Origin of the sequence: Psychrobacter sp. 78a-MNA-CIBAN-0178 (genome assembly GCF_040309625.1) — a bacterium.
Taxonomy (GTDB): Bacteria; Pseudomonadota; Gammaproteobacteria; order Pseudomonadales; family Moraxellaceae; genus Psychrobacter; species Psychrobacter okhotskensis.
In genome coordinates this window covers 1-22,005 of the sequence record NZ_JBEOOZ010000021.1, presented here as the reverse complement: position 1 = coordinate 22,005, position 22,005 = coordinate 1, and the positions used below count along the sequence as shown (strand labels likewise).

At 44.4% G+C, this 22,005-nt stretch carries 18 protein-coding genes; 4 read left to right on the top strand and 14 right to left on the bottom strand.

The features are described from left to right. Positions 1-78 precede the first annotated feature (78 nt). The 4 genes from fusA to AAEY80_RS11140 all read right to left on the bottom strand — a co-directional run bounded on the left by fusA (position 79) and on the right by AAEY80_RS11140 (position 5,142). Positions 79-2,205 carry an elongation factor G gene (gene fusA, locus AAEY80_RS11155; protein ID WP_025652482.1) on the bottom strand — a complete coding sequence of 709 codons (2,127 nt, stop codon included), beginning with the start codon at positions 2,203-2,205 and terminating at the stop codon, positions 79-81. A 367-nt stretch (positions 2,206-2,572) separates the two neighbouring features. Beyond that, positions 2,573-3,046, bottom strand: a complete 474-nt coding sequence (rpsG, locus tag AAEY80_RS11150; protein WP_025652483.1) for a 30S ribosomal protein S7 — start codon at positions 3,044-3,046, stop codon at positions 2,573-2,575. Between the two features lie 210 nt (positions 3,047-3,256). Continuing rightward, positions 3,257-3,631, bottom strand: a complete 375-nt coding sequence (gene rpsL, locus AAEY80_RS11145) for a 30S ribosomal protein S12 (RefSeq protein WP_010200611.1) — start codon at positions 3,629-3,631, stop codon at positions 3,257-3,259. 410 nt (positions 3,632-4,041) lie between these two features. Then, positions 4,042-5,142: an EcsC family protein gene (locus tag AAEY80_RS11140; protein WP_201577926.1), complete on the bottom strand. Its 1,101-nt coding sequence runs from the start codon at positions 5,140-5,142 to the stop codon at positions 4,042-4,044. A 583-nt stretch (positions 5,143-5,725) separates the two neighbouring features. Here AAEY80_RS11140 and AAEY80_RS11135 point away from each other — a divergent pair. Together AAEY80_RS11135 and AAEY80_RS11130 are read left to right on the top strand one after the other, a co-directional pair. After that, entirely contained in the window at positions 5,726-6,961 is a 1,236-nt protein-coding gene (locus AAEY80_RS11135; protein ID WP_025652485.1) for a beta-ketoacyl-ACP synthase II, read from the top strand. A gap of 3 nt (positions 6,962-6,964) precedes the next feature. Then, the gene (locus AAEY80_RS11130) at positions 6,965-8,620 is read left to right on the top strand and encodes an anthranilate synthase component I family protein (RefSeq protein ID WP_350588324.1); all 1,656 of its coding nucleotides are present in this window, start codon (positions 6,965-6,967) and stop codon (positions 8,618-8,620) included. 128 nt (positions 8,621-8,748) lie between these two features. Here AAEY80_RS11130 and hisC read toward each other — a convergent pair whose 3' ends face one another. The 8 genes from hisC to AAEY80_RS11090 all read right to left on the bottom strand — a co-directional run bounded on the left by hisC (position 8,749) and on the right by AAEY80_RS11090 (position 17,003). Then, complete coding sequence (gene hisC, locus AAEY80_RS11125) at positions 8,749-9,882, bottom strand: histidinol-phosphate transaminase (RefSeq protein ID WP_350588323.1); 1,134 nt, start codon at positions 9,880-9,882, stop codon at positions 8,749-8,751. A gap of 76 nt (positions 9,883-9,958) precedes the next feature. Beyond that, positions 9,959-11,254 carry a histidinol dehydrogenase gene (hisD, locus tag AAEY80_RS11120; protein ID WP_025652488.1) on the bottom strand — a complete coding sequence of 432 codons (1,296 nt, stop codon included), beginning with the start codon at positions 11,252-11,254 and terminating at the stop codon, positions 9,959-9,961. A 251-nt stretch (positions 11,255-11,505) separates the two neighbouring features. Continuing rightward, entirely contained in the window at positions 11,506-12,198 is a 693-nt protein-coding gene (hisG, locus tag AAEY80_RS11115) for an ATP phosphoribosyltransferase (protein WP_025652489.1), read from the bottom strand. A gap of 118 nt (positions 12,199-12,316) precedes the next feature. After that, a complete protein-coding gene (gene murA, locus AAEY80_RS11110) occupies positions 12,317-13,585 on the bottom strand; it encodes a UDP-N-acetylglucosamine 1-carboxyvinyltransferase (RefSeq protein ID WP_350588320.1) in 1,269 nt (422 codons plus the stop codon). A 117-nt stretch (positions 13,586-13,702) separates the two neighbouring features. Continuing rightward, positions 13,703-13,954, bottom strand: a complete 252-nt coding sequence (locus tag AAEY80_RS11105) for a BolA family protein (RefSeq protein WP_010200621.1) — start codon at positions 13,952-13,954, stop codon at positions 13,703-13,705. A gap of 186 nt (positions 13,955-14,140) precedes the next feature. Then, complete coding sequence (locus tag AAEY80_RS11100) at positions 14,141-15,148, bottom strand: alpha/beta hydrolase (protein WP_350588319.1); 1,008 nt, start codon at positions 15,146-15,148, stop codon at positions 14,141-14,143. Positions 15,149-15,366: 218 nt separating this feature from the next. After that, positions 15,367-16,215, bottom strand: a complete 849-nt coding sequence (locus AAEY80_RS11095; protein ID WP_350588318.1) for a BON domain-containing protein — start codon at positions 16,213-16,215, stop codon at positions 15,367-15,369. Between the two features lie 263 nt (positions 16,216-16,478). After that, the gene (locus tag AAEY80_RS11090) at positions 16,479-17,003 is read right to left on the bottom strand and encodes a YraN family protein (protein WP_201565590.1); all 525 of its coding nucleotides are present in this window, start codon (positions 17,001-17,003) and stop codon (positions 16,479-16,481) included. Between the two features lie 124 nt (positions 17,004-17,127). Here AAEY80_RS11090 and rsmI point away from each other — a divergent pair, with 124 nt between their 5' ends. Together rsmI and AAEY80_RS11080 are read left to right on the top strand one after the other, a co-directional pair. Beyond that, on the top strand, positions 17,128-18,093 hold the full coding sequence (gene rsmI, locus AAEY80_RS11085; protein ID WP_350588317.1) for a 16S rRNA (cytidine(1402)-2'-O)-methyltransferase: 966 nt from the start codon (positions 17,128-17,130) through the stop codon (positions 18,091-18,093). A gap of 52 nt (positions 18,094-18,145) precedes the next feature. Next, the gene (locus AAEY80_RS11080; RefSeq protein WP_350588316.1) at positions 18,146-19,165 is read left to right on the top strand and encodes an adenosine kinase; all 1,020 of its coding nucleotides are present in this window, start codon (positions 18,146-18,148) and stop codon (positions 19,163-19,165) included. A gap of 134 nt (positions 19,166-19,299) precedes the next feature. Here the strand turns inward: AAEY80_RS11080 and AAEY80_RS11075 are convergent, their stop codons facing one another. Together AAEY80_RS11075 and nfuA are read right to left on the bottom strand one after the other, a co-directional pair. Next, positions 19,300-20,622, bottom strand: a complete 1,323-nt coding sequence (locus AAEY80_RS11075; RefSeq protein ID WP_101211143.1) for an O-acetylhomoserine aminocarboxypropyltransferase/cysteine synthase family protein — start codon at positions 20,620-20,622, stop codon at positions 19,300-19,302. Positions 20,623-20,857: 235 nt separating this feature from the next. Further along, a complete protein-coding gene (gene nfuA, locus AAEY80_RS11070; protein ID WP_101211142.1) occupies positions 20,858-21,538 on the bottom strand; it encodes a Fe-S biogenesis protein NfuA in 681 nt (226 codons plus the stop codon). Positions 21,539-22,005 lie beyond the last annotated feature (467 nt).

Genomic DNA, 22,005 nt, shown 5'->3' with positions numbered 1-22,005 from the left:
TTTTAACCAATTATTGGCGTATTCTTCAATGACAATATAAAGATATGCCCTATATTGTCATTATTAAATAACGATTATTTACTCGTCGCCATCTTTAGAGTTGAACTTAGAGATGATGTCAGCGGCCACTGATTTTGGAATCTCAGCGTACTTTTGGAATTCCATTGAGTATGTTGCACGGCCTTGAGACATTGAGCGCATCTGTGTGGCATAGCCAAACATTTCCGCTAATGGGACTTCTGCACGAATCTGCTTAGTACCACCAGGTAAATCTTCCATACCTTGAACCATACCACGACGACGGTTTAAATCGCCCATGATGTCGCCCATGTAATCTTCAGGGGTCTCAACTTCAACTTTCATCACTGGCTCAAGTAGTGCAGGGTTTGCTGCCATGAAGCCTTTTTTGAAAGCGATAGAACCAGCCATTTTAAATGATAGCTCATCCGAGTCAACGTCATGGTAAGAACCGTCATACAATGTCGCTTTTACGCCAACGATTGGATAGCCAGCAAGTACGCCGTTTTTCATGCGCTCTTGAATACCTTTATCAACCGCACCGTGGAATTCTTTTGGTACCGTACCACCAACCACTTCTTCAGCGAATTCATATAGAACGTCGCCCGCTGGATCCATAGGCTCAAGACGTAACCAAACGTGACCAAATTTACCACGACCACCTGTTTGACGTACGAATTTGCCTTCTTGCTCAACCGTCTCACGAATCGTCTCACGATAAGCAACCTGCGGCGCACCGATATTGGCTTCAACGTTAAACTCACGCTTCATACGGTCAACTAGAATCTCTAGATGCAGCTCACCCATACCACTGATGATCGTCTGACCAGATTCTTCGTCAGTATGTACACGGAACGATGGATCTTCTTTGGCCAAACGACCTAAAGCGATAGACATTCTTTCTTGGTCAGCTTTGGTCTTAGGTTCAACGGCAAGACTGATAACTGGATCTGGGAATTCCATACGCTCAAGCGTGATAACATTTTGCTCATCACATAGCGTATCACCAGTCGTCACATCTTTCATGCCAACCAATGCTGCGATATCACCAGTACGAATTTCTGCAAGCTCTTCTTGAGAGTTCGCCATCATCTGTACGATACGACCAACGCGCTCACGCTTCATTTTAACTGGGTTATAGACACTGCTACCTTGCGTCAAAACACCTGAATAAACACGAACGAAGGTTAAGTTACCAACGAACTTATCATTCATGATTTTGAATGCTAAAGCTGAGAATGGGGCTTCGTCTGATGCTTCACGAGTGCCTTCACTTTCTTCTTTGTCATCAAGAATACCGCGGATAGCTGGTACATCCATTGGCGCAGGCAGATACTGAATAACCGCATCCAACATCTTTTGTACACCTTTGTTTTTAAAGGCAGTACCACAAAGTAGTGGAATGATTTGATTATCAATAGTCAACTGACGAATAGCAGCATTGATTTGCTCTACAGACAATTCACCGTTTTCAAGATACTCATTCATGAGTTCTTCTGATGCTTCAGCGGCATTTTCTACAAGATGTTCGCGATACTCTTCCGCTTTTTCTTGTAGTTCAGCTGGGATTTCGCGCTCTTCAAATTCCATACCTTGAGACGCTTCATCCCAATATAGAGCTTTCATAGTCACAAGATCAACAACGCCTTCGAAGTCGTCTTCTTTACCAATTGGAATAACCAATGGTACAGGGTTGCCACCTAGACGAGTTTTGATTTGCTCAATAACACGATAAAAATCAGCGCCAACGCGATCCATTTTGTTTACAAATGCAAGACGTGGAACTTTATATTTGTTTGCCTGACGCCATACGGTCTCAGACTGTGGCTGAACGCCGCCTACTGCACAGTAAACCATGCAAGCGCCATCAAGTACACGCATAGAACGTTCAACTTCGATCGTGAAATCAACGTGACCTGGGGTGTCAATAATGTTGATACGATGTTCGTCAAACTGCTTTGCCATACCTGACCAAAAGCAAGTCGTCGCCGCAGAAGTAATAGTAATACCGCGCTCTTGTTCTTGCTCCATCCAATCCATGGTGGCTGCGCCATCATGAACTTCACCAAGCTTGTGGCTAACGCCGGTATAGAATAAGACACGCTCTGTCGTGGTCGTTTTACCAGCATCAATGTGCGCAGAAATGCCAATATTGCGATAGCGTTTTAGGGGAGTTTTACGAGCCATAGTGTTTTCCTAGGGAAATTCGTGTATATATTAATGTGTTGTATCTCTACCTCATACTCTATGACAAAGCAGTCAGCTTCGTAATATTACTTACTGATTATTGGGCCTAATACGGACAAAAAAAGAGCAAATACTTAGAATAGTGCGGCATCAAATTTGGGATGCTGTCTATAAAGAACAGTATCCTTTTCAGGACAGCATCTTGACAGATGTCCGCCATCCAGATTATGTGAGTATTTTATTATCTTACGATGAAAAAATATCAATAATCTGATGAGGATGACGGCAATCAATAGAATAAATAATTAATTAACTAGCATCAGCTATTTCTTTAAAACTACTCTTGATAGGTAGTCTAAAAAATAGCTTAGAAACGGTAATGAGAGAACGCTTTGTTAGCATCTGCCATACGGTGAACTTCGTCACGTTTCTTCATAGCGTTACCTTTACCATCAGCGGCATCATTCAATTCGCCAGCCAAACGTAAAGCCATAGATTTTTCAGAACGCTTTGCAGCAGCTTCAGCTAACCAACGCATAGCCAAGGCAGTACGACGGGAGGGGCGTACTTCCATTGGTACTTGGTAGGTAGCACCACCAACACGGCGAGCTTTTACTTCTACCATTGGGCGTACATTCTCTAAAACTTCTTCGAAGAAAGAGACTGGATCTTCAATCTTACGCTTTTCACTTACTGTCTCAAGAGCACCGTAAACGATACGCTCAGCAGTAGATTTTTTACCATCACTCATTACATGGTTGATGAATTTTGCAACAGTTTGGCTACCAAACTTAGGATCCGGTAGGATCTCACGGGTAGCAACGACGCGACGTCTTGGCATAATAAATTTCCTTGTCTTCAGGAGTGTCCAACATTCACAACATCATACTTGTCATAATAGGACAGGGTGATGAGTTGTCAGTTAGCCTTACTGCATGGTGGTATGTTTGCGAGTAACCAGTCGATATAAAATAATTTATATTAACCAATACTACCGCTGACACCGAACCCATGCACAGTTATTGGGTAATGCAAATAAGCTAAGCTAATATTAAGCTTTAGGCTTCTTGGCACCATATTTAGAGCGACCTTGTCTACGGTCTTTAACGCCTGCGCAATCTAGTGCACCGCGAACGGTATGATAACGTACACCTGGTAGATCTTTTACACGACCACCACGGATAAGAACAACACTGTGCTCTTGTAGGTTATGACCTTCGCCGCCGATGTAGCTTGATACTTCATAGCCTGAAGTCAAACGTACACGACATACTTTACGCATGGCTGAGTTAGGTTTTTTAGGCGTGGTAGTATATACACGAGTACATACACCGCGACGTTGTGGGCACGCTTGCAACGCAGGAACTTTTGACTTTTCCTTGATGGTTTTGCGACCCTTGCGAATCAATTGGTTAGTTGTTGCCATGAGGCATCCTTCTCCCGTTTGGTATAAAACAAAAAAATGGGGCAATGCACCATCGATCTGACGCAATTCGCAGATTTCGGCACACCCATTTTTAGGACAGTATATTATAAAGAGTTGTTGCTGCTAATTCAACCACTTATGAGTGGTTTTACTTTACAACATTCGATATATATGCATTAAGCCTACCACTATAACACTTTATCTGTTCTGCACTAAAAAATAGCTGAAAAACAAGACGTTAAATACGGTAAAGCTGGCAGACTTAGGCAGTATGAACACAAGCATTATCGATAAAAGATATTTAGAGATAAATGCTTGGCAGTTCGTGACCATTAAATGGCGATATTATCTTGTTTTTCAAGACAGCCAAGAAAATATCGCTACATTTAAATATGGACCGTTATTTCAATTTACTTCTTTGGTTGGTTAGCTGCTTTGTCCGTCTCTGTATTTTTTGGCTGGCTATCTGACGATTTATCTGAGCTGTCTTTTTTACTGTCTTGGTCTTTTGGCTCTTTCTGCTCATCGTTACTGGTGGTTTTACTTACCTCTTCCTCGCTACCGCTATCATCAGTAATCGCACGATTGGCAAGTTTTGCTTCTGGAGCAAAGGTTGCTTGCGCTACCCCGATAACCTCGTCAATGAGCTGACTATTATAACGCATACCTACTATTACCGCAGTGCCTGGTAAAAAACGACGTATCCATGACAAATTGATCTGATCAAGATCGATGCCTACTTGACTGGCAATATTGTCTACTTGTTCAGCATAGAAGTTCACATTTTTATTTTTAAGACCTAGATTTTTAAGCTCATTGTGTAAACCGCTGCTTTGCGCATTATCCAGTAAGCCTTTACCAATACCAATGCCCGCCAGTAGCGCTTGTTTTTCTTGCATCTTGCTGAGGTCAGCATTGGCAAGCAGCTCGTACGCCATCTTCACGCCTTGCTTACCTGTCAACGGCTTATTATAAACCGCCGCCAATTGATAAACGGTACGCAAAGAGACCAGCAATAGCCATAAAGTATCAGCCAACAAACCTGGTAGTCCGGCCAAACCAGTCAAACCACCAATCGTAGCAAGCGCACGGTTTTGATTGGCAATGTCGGTCGCCAATGCGTAGCGCTCTTCATCGTCTAAACTCGCCACGCTGGCAAAACGATGCTCATTGGGCAAATCAATCTGGCTCCAAGTGGCTGCAAGCTTAGCAATTTGTGCAAATGCCCCGTCAACCGTCGATTGGAATAAACTATTCGGCACTACTTTTTTGGCATACTTGCCATAAGTCGCAAATCGTGTGCCCAATAACTGCTGGGTCGCCTTTAGGGTTTGTTCTCGGAATAGGTCTTGTTGAAAATCTTCATCGCCTAGATTTACCGCTTTATAGTGACTTGGCTTACCCGTTTTTGCATTCATGCTGTCAATCACTGCACCCATGCGCTCCAGATTATTGCGCGTAAAAGAGCCAATAGTGTTGATGCCTTTAGAGAGAGTGCTACGCTTTGCCATCGTGATGTCCTTAATATGATGATTGGTCGTTTTTTTATAGTAGTAATGAATGGGTCATTTTAGCCAATGAGGCAAACGGCTGTCAGTGCGAACAATGTTATCGCGCTCACAAATTTTGTATCTAAAAGTATAGTTTATTTATAATTGTCGAACTTCTCCTACCCCTCTACCCTGCTTTTATTTGGACAAAAATAGCCATGTCTCAATGACCAAAACAACGATTATCATATCGCAAAACAGACAGGGATAGTTACTTTTAACCGTAATCAATGTTTTGTCGTTATTTTGCACTTATCCAAAGATTTTGAACCCTTGATACGTTATCATATGGCATAGGCTGAGGCATTAGCTGGCCACTATTTATCATGGATTTGGTTCTATGATAAAAGCAATAATCCTGTGAAAGCGGCCTATATAGGTTAAAAGACTTGTTAGAAATAGTCGTTATTTAAGCCTCTAGGCTGTCTTCATCAGGCTATTGCTACAAAAAACAGCCATGCCAACCGCTACATAATAGAATGTTGGACTCAAAAGCGATTATTAAAGGTAATTATCAAAAATCGTTATTAATAAGGAATAGAATATGCGCCGCGTTGTTATCACTGGAGCAGGGATTGTCTCTTGTATCGGACATGATTTAGCCACCGTCACTGCCGCTCTTAAGCAAGGGCAGTCTGGTATTACATTTAACGACTCTTATGCTGAGCATGAATTTAAGTCGCACGTTAGTGGCAGTATCGATAAAGCAGAACTTGACACCTCCGCTATAGATCGTAAATTAAAGCGCTTCTTTAGTGATGCCAGTCTCTATGCCTATGTTAGCGCCTTGAATGCAATCGAGCACGCTGGCTTGTCGCTTGAGACTATCAATAGCAATCCACGTGTGGGTGTCGTAGCCAGCTCGGGCGGCGCATCGACAGAAAATATCGTCAATGCCATAGATGCGATGCGTGAAAAAGGTCTACGCGGTGTCGGTGCGATGGCGGTACCAAAAACGATGGGCAGCTCGGTATCCGCCGCCTTGGCCACTGGGCTAAAAATTCAGGGTGTTTCCTACTCTCTTGCCTCTGCTTGCGCGACCTCAACCCACTGTATCGGCCATGCCGCTGAGCTTATTCAGCTCGGTAAAGCTGATATTGTACTCGCTGGTGGTAGTGAAGCGGAACACTGGACGCAGTCATGTATGTTTGATGCCATGGGTGCGGTCAGTACTCAGTATAATGACACGCCACAACTTGCCTCAAGAGCGTATGACAAAGACCGTGATGGTTTTGTCATTGCCGCTGGTGGCGCGATGGTTGTTGTTGAGAGCTTAGAGCATGCCCAAGCACGCGGTGCCAATATATTGGCTGAAATTGTCGGCTACGGGGCCAGCTCTGATGGTGCAGAAATGGTCGCACCAAGCGGTGAAGGTGCAGTACGCTGTATGCAGCAAGCACTAGCCGAAGCGGGCTTACAAAGCGTCGATTATATCAATAGCCACGGTACGAGTACGCCACTAGGTGATATCACTGAGCTTAAAGCGATTGCTAAAGTATTCGGTAATGATGTCAGCAAAGTCCCGCCTATCAGCTCGACCAAGTCAATGACCGGTCATAGCTTGGGTGCCGTCGGTGCGCAAGAATTAATCTATTGCTTACTGATGCTACAAGAAGGCTTCATTGCGCCAAGTATTAATGTTGAGAATTTAGACCCTGCGGCTGAAGGCTTTGATATCGTCACCGAAAAACGCGACGCCAATCTCGAAACCTTGATGAGTAATAGCTTTGGCTTTGGCGGTACCAATGCCACCTTAATTATCAAAAAGTTTGACGCGTAAATTATGCCCGTAAAAAATCATAAGAATACTGAGCAGACAGTTTCTGCCCTATCGCCAGCTACTCAACCTAGCTGGCGTTTTGGTGGGCTAACGGCTGCCGAACTGCTGCCACTGCTACAGCAATATTTAATCGCACAACAGGCCGAAGCAAACTGGCAATTGGTTTGGCTCAATAATGACGGCCGATCAGTGATTGGCTTGCTCCCCAAAGTCAGCTGGTCTGTTTATGGTTGCGCTGAAAACACGCCAGATTCAAACGAACAAGCAGCCCTTTATCAAGTCAGAAAAACCTGCCGTGACGCCGTTCACAATGATATCACTGTCACTTATAGGAGTTATAACGACTGGCAAGATGAATTAATCAGTTATAGTCAAACTTATGATGCTGATAATGAAAACTCAGAACCAGTAAGCGATTTAAATGAAAAACCAAGTTATCATCATGGTCTGATAGGCTTTATCGGTTACGATATCGCTGCTCATGAGCTTAGCCCAGCTGCACATATTGAGCTAGCAACGCAGCCTTGTGCCATTTTGGGACATTACGATATCTACCTCACCCCATCAGATAAAGAAAATGGCTGGAGGCTAAATACAGTAGGTTTAAATACTGCTAGTGAAGCAACAGACGCCACACTATCAGCGCTTATATCGTATTTAGACACGCTAGAGCATCAACTATCTAGTAGAAACAAACCCTCTCATGATAATGAGCCACCGTTGGCGCCATTAATATTGAACGAGCGCTGGCATAAAAATGATTATCAAAGGGCTTTTGCAAAAACCCAACAGTATCTACAGCAAGGCGACTGTTATCAAATCAATCTGACGCAAGCATGGCAAGGCACTTTTAATAATATTACTAATCATGGTAGCGCAACGAAACTGGTTGATTACTTACCTGCCCTACATCGAAATACCAAAGCTCCCTTTGCAGGGTACTTACAAATCAGTCATCTTGATCGTGAGGGCCATGCAAATAAGGGTGAAAGTGATTTTGAGCTACTAAGCTGCTCGCCTGAGTTATTTTTTACCTTTACAAAAGAGACGAACACTGGCGAACATCATATTCGTACCAAACCAATCAAAGGAACGATGCCACGCGGATTGAATACTGTACAAGACAATGCTTATAAACAGCAGCTTATCGATAGCGAAAAAGACCGTGCCGAAAACGTCATGATCGTCGACTTACTGCGCAATGATTTGGGTAAATACGCCAAAATTGGTAGCGTCAAAGTGCCGCAATTATTTGCGATTGAGACCTTTAGCAATGTGCATCATATGGTGAGTACCATCACCGCTGAGTTAAAGGCAGATACTCATCCATTAGCTGTATTGTTTGGCAGTTTGCCCGCAGGCTCTATCACGGGGACGCCCAAAAAACGGGCGGTTGAGATTATATCCGAACTGGAAACTGCACCGCGCGGTGCTTATTGTGGCACCATGGGCTATATGAACTTTGATGGTAGTGGCCAATGGAATGTGCTCATTCGTACCCTGCAAGCCACCAATTCATTGAATGGTGATAGACAAGTCAGTCTCTGGGCAGGTGGTGGCATCACGGTTGCCTCCGACTGCGATGCAGAATATCAAGAATGCCTCGATAAGGTAGGTAATTTGCTCTCAGTCCTTGCTGACAATAGTGCTAGTAAATGATATTAAGATTTATATGACCCTATGATAAAAAATAAAGCCTGCTCAACATTACGTTGGCAGGCTTTATTGTCGATATTTATTGCGGCAATTCAGCTATCGTCGTTATGAGCTAACCAAAAGATTACGCATTAACCCGCAGCGATATCGTTAGAGTCATGTAGCGTTCTTAAGGCCTCAATCAGGCGCTCATGTTGTGCTGGCGTACCAATGGTAATGCGTAAGTACTCATTGATGCGCGGTTTGTCAAAATGACGGACAATGATACCTTGTTCACGTAGGGCAGAAGCCACCGTGCTAGCATTGCCATCTTTAGGACGGGCAAAGACAAAATTGGCATGCGATGGCAGCACGTCATAACCAAGTGCCGTTAAATCTGCAGTCAGTGATTCGCGCAAGTCCATAACCTGCTGACGCATTTGCTCAAAATACTCGACATCTATCACACTAGCAGTCGCCCCAGCTTGCGCCAGCTTATCGAGTGGAAAACTGTTAAAGCTGTTTTTCATACGTGTTAATGCTTCAATCAATGAGACATTGCCAAAAGCCATACCGACGCGCAGACCGGCGAGCGAGCGTGATTTTGAAAAAGTTTGCGTCACTAGAATATTATCAAACTCATTAATCAAGCTAATGGCTGAAACCGTCGTATCTTGATTATTTTCAGTGCTTTGAGCAAAATCAATATACGCCTCATCAATCACAACCACTGCATTTGAGTGTTCACCCGCCAGCTTACGAATGTCATCAAGCGATAACAGTAAACCGGTTGGCGCATTAGGATTGGCGATGATGATACCGCTACAAGGCTGACGATACGCATCAGGATCGACACTAAAGTCTTCTTCTAAAGGAATTTGTATCAGATCGACACCAAACGTCTGTGCATAAACCGGATAAAAACTATAGCTGATATCAGGTGCTAAGACAGGACGCTCTTTTAGGAAAAAACTGGCAAAGACGAGCGCCAACACTTCGTCTGAACCGTTACCGACAAAGACTTGGTTTGCCTCAAGACTATAAAGCTGCGCTAAGGCCGCCCGCAAATCATCAGATTCGGGTGCAGGATACAAGCGCAAATCTTCCGCTTGCTTCTCTAACACCTTAGCGATTGCCTGGCCTACTTTCGGTGACGGCGGAAAGGGGTTTTCATTGGTGTTCAGTTTGCATAAATTGTCGTGCTGTGGCTGTTCACCCGGCACATAAGGTGACAAGTTGCGTGCTTTAGATGACCAAAGTCTGGTATCTATCTTTGACTCACTCATAAATTATCCTACTAATTAGCCATACAGACTATTAAAAATATCTATCAAAAGTAAAAATGAAGACGCTCAAAATATCTTACTGATAACGATAACGGGCTGAGCGCGCATGGGCTTCTAGGTCCTCACGTTGCGCTAGAATATCAGCCGTCTCAGCCAATGGCTTGCTGCCGGATTCACTGCAATAAATAATTGATGATTTCTTCTGAAAGTCATAGACACCTAAAGGTGAAGAAAAGCGCGCAGTACCAGATGTTGGTAGCACATGGTTCGGTCCTGCACAGTAATCGCCAATCGCCTCAGGCGTGTGACGACCCATAAAGATAGCACCCGCATGACGAATATCATCTAGCAATGCATCAGGGTTATCAACGGATAACTCCAAATGCTCAGGGGCAATACGATTAATCAGTGCCATACCCTCGCTACGATCTTTCACTAAGATAAGTGCACCACGATTTTGCAGCGAGTCACGCGCGATATCTGCTTTTGGCAGCTCAGCGAGTGCTCTTTCTATCTCTAACTCGACTTCTTTTAACTGCTCTTCACTGGTCGTCACAAAGATAGCTTGAGCGATACGGTCGTGCTCTGCTTGCGACAACAAATCCATCGCGAGCCAATCAGCTCGATCTTGCGCTTCACCCTCTGCATATACCAACACTTCTGAGGGGCCTGCAATCATATCAATGCCGACTTGTCCAAATACTGCGCGTTTGGCTGCCGCGACATACTTATTCCCCGGCCCTGTGATTTTATCCACCGCTGGAATGGTTTCGGTACCGTAGGCTAAAGCTGCTACCGCCTGTGCGCCGCCAATGGTAAAGACACGGTCAACTTGTGCCAAATGTGCTGCTGCCAATACCAAAGGATTGAGCACCCCTTTCGGCGCTGGTACGACCATGATAACTTCAGTAACCCCAGCTACTTTGGCAGGAATAGCATTCATCAATACTGATGATGGATAAGATGCCAAACCACCCGGCACATAAATGCCAACACGATCAAGTGGCGTGACTTTTTGACCTAAGCGATTGCCTAGCTCATCTTCATATTGCCACGTTTCTTGTACTTGACGCTCATGGAAGGTCTGTACCCGAGTAGCTGCTGTGGTCAATGCCGTTTTTACATTCTCATCCAGATTGGCAAATGCATCGGCAAGTGCTTCTTTAGACAGCTCTAACTCTTGCATCGTTGTCGCTGGATGCTGATCGAATTGCTGAGTTAATGCCAATACGACGCTATCACCATCCGCACGTACTTGTGCGATGATATCGTCGACGGTATGCAATAATTCAGCATCATTGACGGTTTCAAAGGCAAGCAGTTGTGTCAATTGATTGTCAAAATCGGCATCTTGGGTACTTAACTGGCGCATGACCTAATCCTATATCTGAGCATAAAATACTGCTGAAAATAAACGGCGTGAATATAACTAAAGTATGCTTATTATTCACAAATATGGCGACTTACTGGCTGTCTTCTTGTCTAAATTTTACGGTGATTTTATTTTTTCGCAAGCTAAGACAATAAAACCAGTTTAGCACGCTATATCACTCATAGCCTGCTAAACTGGTTTAAAAATTCGCATCATCATGCTTTATATTACCAATGATTGGCACCGGTTTACTAGGCATCGGCAATACTGTTTTTAAAGCTATCTAAAATGGGTTCTAGTAACGCAAATTTGCGCTTATAGCTGACTTGATTGACGATAAGACGTGATGACACATCACAAATATGATCGCGTGCTTCAAGTCCATTCGCGCGTAGGGTATTACCCGTATCAACCACATCGACAATCAAATCGCCCAAGCCCACCAATGGCGCAAGCTCCATTGAACCGTAAAGCTTGATAACATCAACTTGCTGACCTTGGCTCGCAAAATACGCGCGCGCTACATTGACATATTTGGTCGCGATACGCAGACGACGATTGGGCAGTGGTGCGTCTTTTACGCCAGCGGTCATCAATTTGCATTGAGCAATTTTTAAATCAAGCAATTCATACACGTGGTTCGCGCCATGCTCAAGCAGCACATCTTTACCCGCTACACCAAAATCAGCCGCGCCGTGTTCGACGTAGGTCGGTACGTCGCTTGCACGCAAGATTAATACACGTACATTTGGGTTTGAGGTTGGAAAAATAAGTTTGCGCGAGGCTTCAGGATCTTCTAAAAGATCAACACCCGCTGCACGTAGCAGTGGCATGGTCTCTTCTAAAATACGACCCTTTGATAAGGCCAGTGTTAAGCCAAAGAACTCATCATTTACTTCGTTTAATAAACCATCATTTGGTAGGCTATTGCTTGCTTCAGTCATAATGACATCGTGTCCATGTGCAGTGAGTATCCCCACTAAAGAGGATTTTTTAATTTATAACACCAAACGTTCAACTTTATAAAGCCAATCAAGCTTAATCGCTGGTTTAGTTGTTAGTTTAGTCGTTAGTATTGATACGTTCGATATTGACCCCAAGCGCACGCAGTTTTTCTTCAACATGCTCATAGCCACGATCGATATGATAAATACGGTCGATTAAGCTTTCACCTTCCGCCGTTGCTGCCGCCATCACCAGTGACATAGACGCACGTAAATCAGTCGCCATTACCGGTGCAGCCGTAAAGTTTTCGACGCCTTTAACCACAGCCGTATGACCATCTACTTGAATAGATGCACCTAAACGATTAAGCTCAGGTACATGCATATAGCGGTTTTCAAAGATATTTTCGATAAAAGTACTGGTGCCATTCGCCAAGCAAGCAATCGCCATGACTTGCGCTTGCATATCTGTTGGAAAGCCGGGGTGTGGCTGCGTACGGATATCAACCGGCAGTGGACGACCTTTCATTTGTGCACGAATCCAACCATCACCGCTAGTAATCACCGCACCCATATCTTCGAATTTTTCTAACACGGGTGTTAATAGCAGCGCAGATGTGTTTTTGGTCAACACATCACCGCGCGTCATCAACGCGCCAGCAAGGTAGGAGCCAGTTTCGATACGATCTGGCACCACTGAATACTCACAACCATGCAAGCGTTCAACGCCTTCGATGGTCATGATAGAAGTACCGATACCGCTTATTTTAGCGCCCATCGCCACCAACATATTGGCCAAATCGACCACTTCTGGCTCAAGCGCGCAATTACCCAAAACAGTCGTGCCTTTGGCAAGTGCGGCGGCCATGATGACGTTTTCAGTACCGCCAACGGTGATCATGTCAAATGAAAAGTTACAGCCAATCAGCTTGCCGCCTTTTGGCGCTTTTGCTTTTACATAGCCATTCTCGACACTAATCTCAGCACCCATCGCCTCAAAGGCTTTTAGATGTTGGTCTACAGGACGTGAACCAATCGCACAGCCACCGGGCAATGACACTTCTGCCTCACCAAAACGTGCCAGCAATGGCCCAAGGACTAAAATCGAGGCACGCATGGTCTTCACCAAATCATACGGCGCATAGAAATTATCAATACTCTTGGTATCACAAGTGACAGTATCGTCCTGCTTTTGGATTTTGATACCCATGCCACTGATCAATTCAATCAACGTCCGCACATCTTGTAATGAGGGCACATTGTGCAATGTCGTTGGGGTCTCGGCCAATATCATAGCTGCCAATAATGGCAAAGCAGCATTTTTGGCGCCTGAGATAGTGACTTCCCCTGCGATACGACTACTACCAGTGATTAAAAATTGATCCATAGAAGTGACAACCTAGCGATGAGTATTAAAAATAGTGAAAATCAGACTTATCGAACCAATCATTGTAATAATCGTTAAAACAATCAGTTCTGTGCAAGCCCAGCGTATATAAAAAATTTAACCTTTTGACTGAACATCCCATTCAGCAGGTGTCAGCGCTTGAATATTGAGCGCGTGAATATCACCACTGGCAATCTTGTCGTTGACTAGCGCATAGATCGCTTGCTGGCGTTGCACGGCGCGCTTGCCTTCGAAACTAGCATCAACCACGCGTACATCAAACTTATTACCTTGATTGGCAGCTTGAATAAAAGCGTCTGGGAAATGAGTCTGTAAAAATGCAATCAGGTCGTCAGCGTTCATGCTCATAGAATATTCTGCCTTAAGTGTTAAATAGGGTATAGAGGTAAAGTGACGACATTATAACAAGAGTTTAAGCATCTTACAGTACTGTCTTACGCAACTGCGCCTAAGCCATAAAACCAGCAATGAGGATACGGTTATAAACACTCTAGACGCTAGACATTCAAGCAGTACTGAGATTAACAAACACGACTACTTGAGCTCTTTATCCAAGTAAGTCAAAACCTGCGCGCGCACATCGTTTAGCCAGCGTAGTGGTGGCGCCATAGCTCCGATACTGGTCGCATGACTGGCCCCTTCAATTTCACCGTTTTCTACCATAACACCCGCCTCTTTTAGCGCTTTAGTCATCTTGATAGTATTGGTAGCGTACACGATTTTATCATTTTCGGCAGTGAGCAATAGATAAGGCGGCTGCTCGCCTTTGATATGACGGTCGGGCATAACCTCGTCTGGTGTGGCATCAGCAGCAAAAGCCGTTGCGCTGTCAAATTTACGGAAATCATAGCTATAAGGACCTGCAATCCCAATGACTGCCTTAATGTCCTTTGGCTTAATACCATAAGGCGCTAAAAAATCTTCATTAGCAACGGCAGCAACCACATTGAACGCACCAGCAGAATGCCCAACCACTGCCAAGCGTTTTGGATCAGCATGCAAGCTGGTCGCATTGTCGAAACTCCAAGCAATCGCTTGCGCTGCATCTTCGACGTAATCGGGATATACATGCTCAGGTGCTTTACGATAATTAATTACGGCGGTGACATAACCTGCCTGCGCCAAACTTTGACCGACAAAGGCGTACTGTTCCTTATTACCACTCTCCCACGAGCCGCCATGGACGAAAACCACCATCGGATAACTGTCATTAATAACAGCATCTTTAGTAGCACTCTCGGCTTTCATAGCTTGGGCTAAAGGCTTGGGATAATAAATATCCAAATCTTGTAATGGCTCATCACCGTATAGAATATTTTTACTAACACCAACACCACCACTTGACGTAATGCCATTAACCACAGCGAGCGGTGACAAAGCTTGTGCGTTTTGAACGGCAAGTGCGATACCACCTACTGCCAATGCGGCTGCGCCCGTAAATTTTAAAATACCTAGTTTGCTAGCGGTATTACTAACAAAGCTTTCATTGTTTATTTTATGATTAATTGTATTGTGCTGCGCGCGCTTGTTTGCATCTTTCATTGCCAGTATTCCTATTATATTTATATATTGGTCAAACCTAATAGCATTGCGACAGCCGTCTTATAGAATGAACATTAGGGTCTGTCTTGTCTATTCTTCACCTGTTATATCTTACTGGCTGATCGATGCATTATCGTGCTTTTACTGTTGCCGCTGTTTAGGCTTATTGTGATTGCTCGGCAGTAAGCCTATTAGGCCGTGTTGATCTCAATAAAGGCTTACTGATTCTGATAAAGGTCAATATAAGGACTAGATGACGGCTGAGTAACTGACTCGCCTTCCTCTGTTATAACGATAGGCGTCGCAGTACTAGCAGCATCAGCCGTTGCGACATTATTTACATTAGGGTTGACGTTAGACGCTACATTAGGGTCGATAACGGGCGCTGTGGCAGGGTTGGCCAAATTATCTTCATACATAATATCGTCTTCAGCCAACTTAACCCCTCTATCATCGACGACGGTGGTCAGCAGTACTAACTCTGTAATACCGACTGTGCTGTTGGCGATATCAATCAGATGGCTTTGCTGAGTAGGCGTCATGCGTCCCATGATATAAACTACCCCGTCATTAGTCACCGCTTTGATCTGTGAGGCTTTTACGCCATCACTCGCTGCGACTTTTGCCAGTAGCTTTGACGTAATATAACCATCATGAACGGTTGAGCTATAACCTCTAGAGGCACTAACGTTCGTCTCGTTATAGATACGGCGTACATCAGGCATAGAGCTCACGACTTTTTCGATTTCTGCTTTGAGCGCCTCGGTAGGCACTTCGCCTGTCAGCAACACTTCACTATTAAAGCTATCAATGCCCATACGACTGGTTTGCTGCAGGTCTTCTTTTAGACCATAAACATTGACTTTGACCGTGTGCTCAATGCTGCGATCGAGCAATCGCTGTGGAATCGTACGCTCAGTCATCGGCACGCCATAGGTGCCCTCGGTACTATTGGTCAGATAATTGGTGGTACAACCTGTACTGATGAGACCAGTCATTAGCATAACGCCTATCGCAGTGCGACGTGATAAGCCAAAAATAGCAGTGCGCAAATGCATCCGTGTCATTATTTACCTCTTAGAGCATGATGTGACGATTGTTTGGGTTCAATTGGTTTAGCAGTTTTAACTGAGTAACTATCAAATATCGAATATCAAATATCAAAGTAAGAATTATCGACTGAGTAATCGCTAACGTCATTGTTTCTACGACTAGCCATTTTCGTTCAATTACTTTACTTAATTTTTACGGTGGACGGTTAGGTTTTTGGTAACGATAACATGCCGTCGTATTTTCTTTGCCTGTTTGGTAACACAGTCAAAACGCAACATTACCACGCGCTGGCTATAAAAGCGCTTTTTAGCCACTCTGGCTTATTCTCTGATTTATCATTGATATCACGGTTATTTTTATTTGTATGGTTAGCAACAATGCTGCGAGTATTGACCTTATTCGTATCATAAGCAATGACATCAAAACGGCACTCATAGTGACTATATTCAGGGTGCGCCTGTAAAAAATAACGAGCTGTTTTGATCACTTTACGCTGTTTGCTTGCCGTAACGCTAAGCGCGGCATCACCAAACCCTGAATGCTGGCGCTGGCGTACTTCAATAAATACCAGCGTCGACCATGCTGAACCCGTCTCCAACATTACCAAATCTAATTCACCAACTTTAGGCTGCTGCCAGTTTTGCGCAATCAGCTGCAATCCTTGCGCATGTAAAAACTCGCACGCTCGTTGTTCAAAGCGGCTGCCTTGGCGCTGTTTTGGTGAAGTAAGGGTCAAAGGTTTATGATCTGCCATAACGTCCATGGGTCTGGTCAACATTTCATAATTATCATAGCACAACATGCTAAACTAACCACTTTTGCGTCCTTTTATCGCTATTAATTATTCACTACTTGAATGATTGATATATGATAAATGCCAGCGCCACCTTATTTTTTAATTCCTGTTTTTAATACTTCGAGGTTTTATGTCTACCCCTACTGCGATGCCAGCTTGCCTATATATCGTTGCCACGCCGATTGGTAATCTCACCGATATGACGCCGCATGCGGTCGATATCCTAAAGCAAGTGGCTATCATTGCCTGTGAAGACACCCGTACCTCAGGTAAGCTATTATCGCATTTTGGCATCGACACTAAAGATAGCAAAGGCAGTAAAACGGACGATACCAAAGCGCCAGTTACTATTAATAGCGCCGATAATACCGATAGCACTGAGGCTGTAGGTAAGCAAAAAGGACATAATAAGCTGTGGGCCTATCATGAGCACAATAGTGCTATTCAAACGCCTAAAATTATTGAGATGATTCAGCAAGGTCATTCGGTCGCCTTAATCAGTGATGCCGGTACGCCGCTGGTCAGTGACCCTGGTTATCAATTGGTGCAAGCTGCCCATGCCGCTGGGGTAATTGTATCGCCTATCGTTGGCGCTTCTGCGGCGATTGCTGCACTGTCTGTAGCAGGATTACCGTCAGACCGATTTAGCTTTATTGGTTTTTTACCAGCGAAAACCCATGGTCGCCAAAAACAACTGACTGCTCTAAACACGCGTACCGAAACCTTGATATTTTATGAAGCGCCGCATCGTATTATCGCCAGCTTAGAAGATATGGCGACGATATTTGGCGACGATCGTGACGTGACTTTTTGCCGTGAATTGACCAAGACTTTTGAGACTGTTCGTAAGAGTACGCTGGGCGACTTGGTTGAGTTTGTCAAAGCAGATGACAATCAGCAGCGCGGCGAAATAGTCGTGGTGGTCGCTGGCGTTGATGCGGCACAAGATACTGACGATATCAGCCTCCATGATAAATTATTACAGCGTTTGTTAGAGGATTTATCGGTCAAAAAAGCGGCTGCATTGGCGTCCGATATTACGGGCGTCAAAAAGAATGCCCTTTATCAGCGTTTGCTTGAACTACAAGCCGAATGACTTTCGAATATAAAAAATAGCCGTTTATAATTTAATTGAGGAGAAATGAACAATGTACGATGTAATGGCGATAGGGAATGCCTTGGTTGACCACGAATATGTGCTATCTGATGCAGCATTAGAAGAGACAGATTTAACCAAAGGTAATATGACCTTGGCAGGTATCGAAGAGCAGCAGCAACTGCTGGCCTACTTCCAACTTGCAGAAATTGCGCCATCAAAACAAGCCGGTGGTGGCTCAGCCGCAAATACTATGTATGCGTTTGCCAGCTTAGGCGGCAAGCCCTTTTATGCGTGCCGTGTGGGCGATGATGATCAAGGCGCCTTTTACCTCAGGGACTTGCACGAAGCAGGCGTCGCCACCTCAGACAAGTCTATCCATGCAGGCGGTGTAACTGGATCTTGTGTGGTGGCAGTGACCGAAGATGGTGAACGCACCATGCAGACTTATCTAGGCACCTCAAGCGATATTGTCGCTGATAACGTCGATTTTGATGCGCTAACGCAAGCAGATTGGCTATACCTAGAAGGCTATTTGGCCATGTCCGAGGGCATCCAGCCAGCCATGACTCAGTTACGTCAGCAAGCTGGCATTCATAATGCAAAGATTGCGGTGAGCTTCGCCGATCCAGCCGTGGTTAAATTCGCCAAAGACGGTTTGCTCAATATGCTAGGCAATAAAGTGGCGGTGATATTTTGTAATAGTGAAGAAGCCAAGCTTTTTACGGATAAAAAACAAGTCAAAGCTGCCGCACGTGCGCTACTTGAGCATTGCCAAATTGCGGTAGTGACTGATGGCGCAAAAGGGGCTGTTATCGCTCATAAACCTGATGCCGAGTCAGAGTTAATCGTCCATGATATTGCTACGCCAGTCGTTGCCAATGTCATCGATACCAATGGAGCTGGCGACAACTATGCCGGTGCGTTCTTATACGCGCTATCGCAGCACTACACCTTACCAGAATGTGGTCGTCTTGCCAGCGAAGTGTCCGCACAAGTGATTCAACAATTTGGCCCGCGACTCATGCCGCAGGACTATAAAGAGATTGCCAAACGGGTACTGTCCGCTTAATCTCTTTATATATTTTAAGACAAAAAAGCGCTAATAAAAAAGCCCATATCGAATCGACATGGGCTTTATTTTGGGCAGATTATTTTTTTCAATGTTCAAGAGAACCTACTTTTAATACATCAAAAACTTGCACATTAAGCCACGGCTAATGCCTGCTCTAAATCCGCTTTGATATCATCGATATGTTCAATACCAATCGATAATCGCACCATATCAGTACTCACGCCAGCATTGGCAAGTTCTTGCTCGTTTAGCTGACGATGGGTCGTGGTCGCTGGATGACACGCCAATGATTTGGCATCACCGATGTTGACCAAACGCGTTATCAGCTGTAGCGCATCAATAAAGCGCGCCCCTGCTTCAAGGCCACCTTTTACCCCAAAGGTCAAAATAGCAGAGGGCGTGCCCTTCATGTATTTCTTAGCAAGCTCATGCTCAGGATGATCTGGCAGACCGGCGTATTTTACCCAAGCAACCTTGTCATGGTCACGTAGATATTCAGCAACGGCTTGCGCGTTCTGTACATGACGCTCCATACGTAAGCTCAATGTCTCCATCCCTTGCAAGATACCAAACGCATTTAGCGGACTTAACGCTGCACCAGTATTACGTAATGGTGCCACGCGAGCACGAGCGATAAAGGCCGCAGCGCCGACGTCTTTGACGAAGTTCACACCGTGATAGCTGTCGTCTGGCGTGTTTAATAACGGGAAGCGCTCTGGGTAATCGCCCCAAGGGAACGTACCACTATCGACAATCGCCCCACCAATTGACGTGCCCGTGCCGCTCATATATTTGGTCAATGAATGAATGACAATATCTGCGCCAAACTCAAACGGACGGCAAATCGCTGGCGTGGCAACGGTACTATCAATCACTACCGGTACGCCATATTCATGCGCGATGTCACTGAGTGCTTGGATATCAATAATATTACCCAGTGGATTACCGATACTTTCAGCAAAGACCATCTTGGTTTTATCATCGATTAAATCGCGAATCGCTTCAGGATTTTTGTGATCAAAGAAGCGGACTTCGATACCTTGACGCGGCAAAGCATGAGCAAATAGATTATAAGTACCACCATATAGCGTTGATACCGCCACGATATTATCACCCGCTTCACAAATGGTTTGAATGGCATAAGTAATGGCTGCCATACCAGATGCAACCGCAAGCGCGCCAATACCACCTTCTAGCGCTGCTACGCGTTCTTCTAATACCGCATTGGTTGGGTTCATGATACGGGTATAGATATTACCTGCGACTTTTAAATCAAACAAATCTGCGCCATGCTGGGTACTATCAAACGCATACGAGCTGGTGTGATAAATAGGCACAGCGACCGCTTTGGTCGTTGGCTCAACACTATAACCGGCATGAATCGCTAAGGTCTCTAGACGCTGCGTAGGTCTTGTGCCGTTATCTAAATTGCTCTCTGGTTGTCCATCACTCATAACAAACTCCTTGGTAGTCACTAAAAAAGCATCAATCAAAATAAATCATTTAAAGGTATCGATTGACCAATAATCTCTAAAAAAGCCATCTTATAAATGATAGCCATAAAAAAAAGCTGAGTTAATCATAACCCAGCTTCTTTATGAAAAGAATAGCCAATATTAGGTTTGTTAATGACAAGCTGTCATAAGCACCCCTATTTCACGCTATTTTTCTGATATCAACACTTACTGCTTACTTGTAATAAGCGTTTTCCGTACGGGTATGATCGGTCTCATCGATGACTTGAGTCAGCTCTGGTATTTGCTGCTTAAGCTGCACTTCAACGCCTTGACGCAAGGTCATGTCGACTGCTGAACAACCTTGGCAACCACCACCGAATTTCAATACGGCAGTGAGACCAACGCCTTCTTCATCAATCAGTTCCAGCAACTGTACGTCACCGCCATGCGCCGCTAAGCCTGGATTAATCTCAGACTGCAATACATAGTTGATACGCTCTTCGACGCTGGCATCGGCACCGACTTTCGGTACTTTAGAGTTTGGCGCGCGGAAGGTCAGCTGACCACCGAAACGGTCTTTATTATAGTCAATTACTGCATCTTCGAGATAAGGGACTGATGACGCTTCGATAAAGGCAGAGAAATCATCGTAGGTAAAACGTAGATCAGCACTGTCTTCTTCGCCCGGTTGGTTATAAGCCATACAGCACTCGGCACGCGGCGTACCAGGATGCTCGACGAAGATACGCACACCGATGCCGTCGGTATCTTGCTTGGACAGTAAATCGGCCAAATAACCTTGGGCTGACTCGGTAATGGTAATATTACTTTTCGTTTCTGTTTGCTCAGTATCTAGCGCTGATTCATAGTCTGCAGATTGATCTGATTGGCTGGCTTGATTGTGCTCACTCATAATTTTTCCTATGCGTTATGACACAAACGCGACTGCTGTCATAGCTGCTGTGTCGTGAATTTGGGCAATTTGGTTTAACAGTTATCAAGCATAACGGCTGATATTATAGTGCTCTAACGGCAATCTTGATAAAGGTTTGGTGATTTTATAATCACTATTATAGCGCATTCAGGCGATAATTCCGACTGCGCTACTGCGAATTAAAGCGTGACCGTTATAAATAGCCACTATTGGTTTTTTTAATGGTGACATATAAAAGATAAATAGGTGACGTTAATATAGATAATAGCGACCACTAATAATGCGATGCAAAATTATTTAATTACCCACACCGCGTCTGCTATTGTTTATATTAAGGCTGGCAAATGAATTATCAAGGATAAAAACATAGTATAGTGTATTAAATATAAAAATGTTATAAGATAAAACATCTCAACAGATATACTCAATTATCATGACTTACTCAC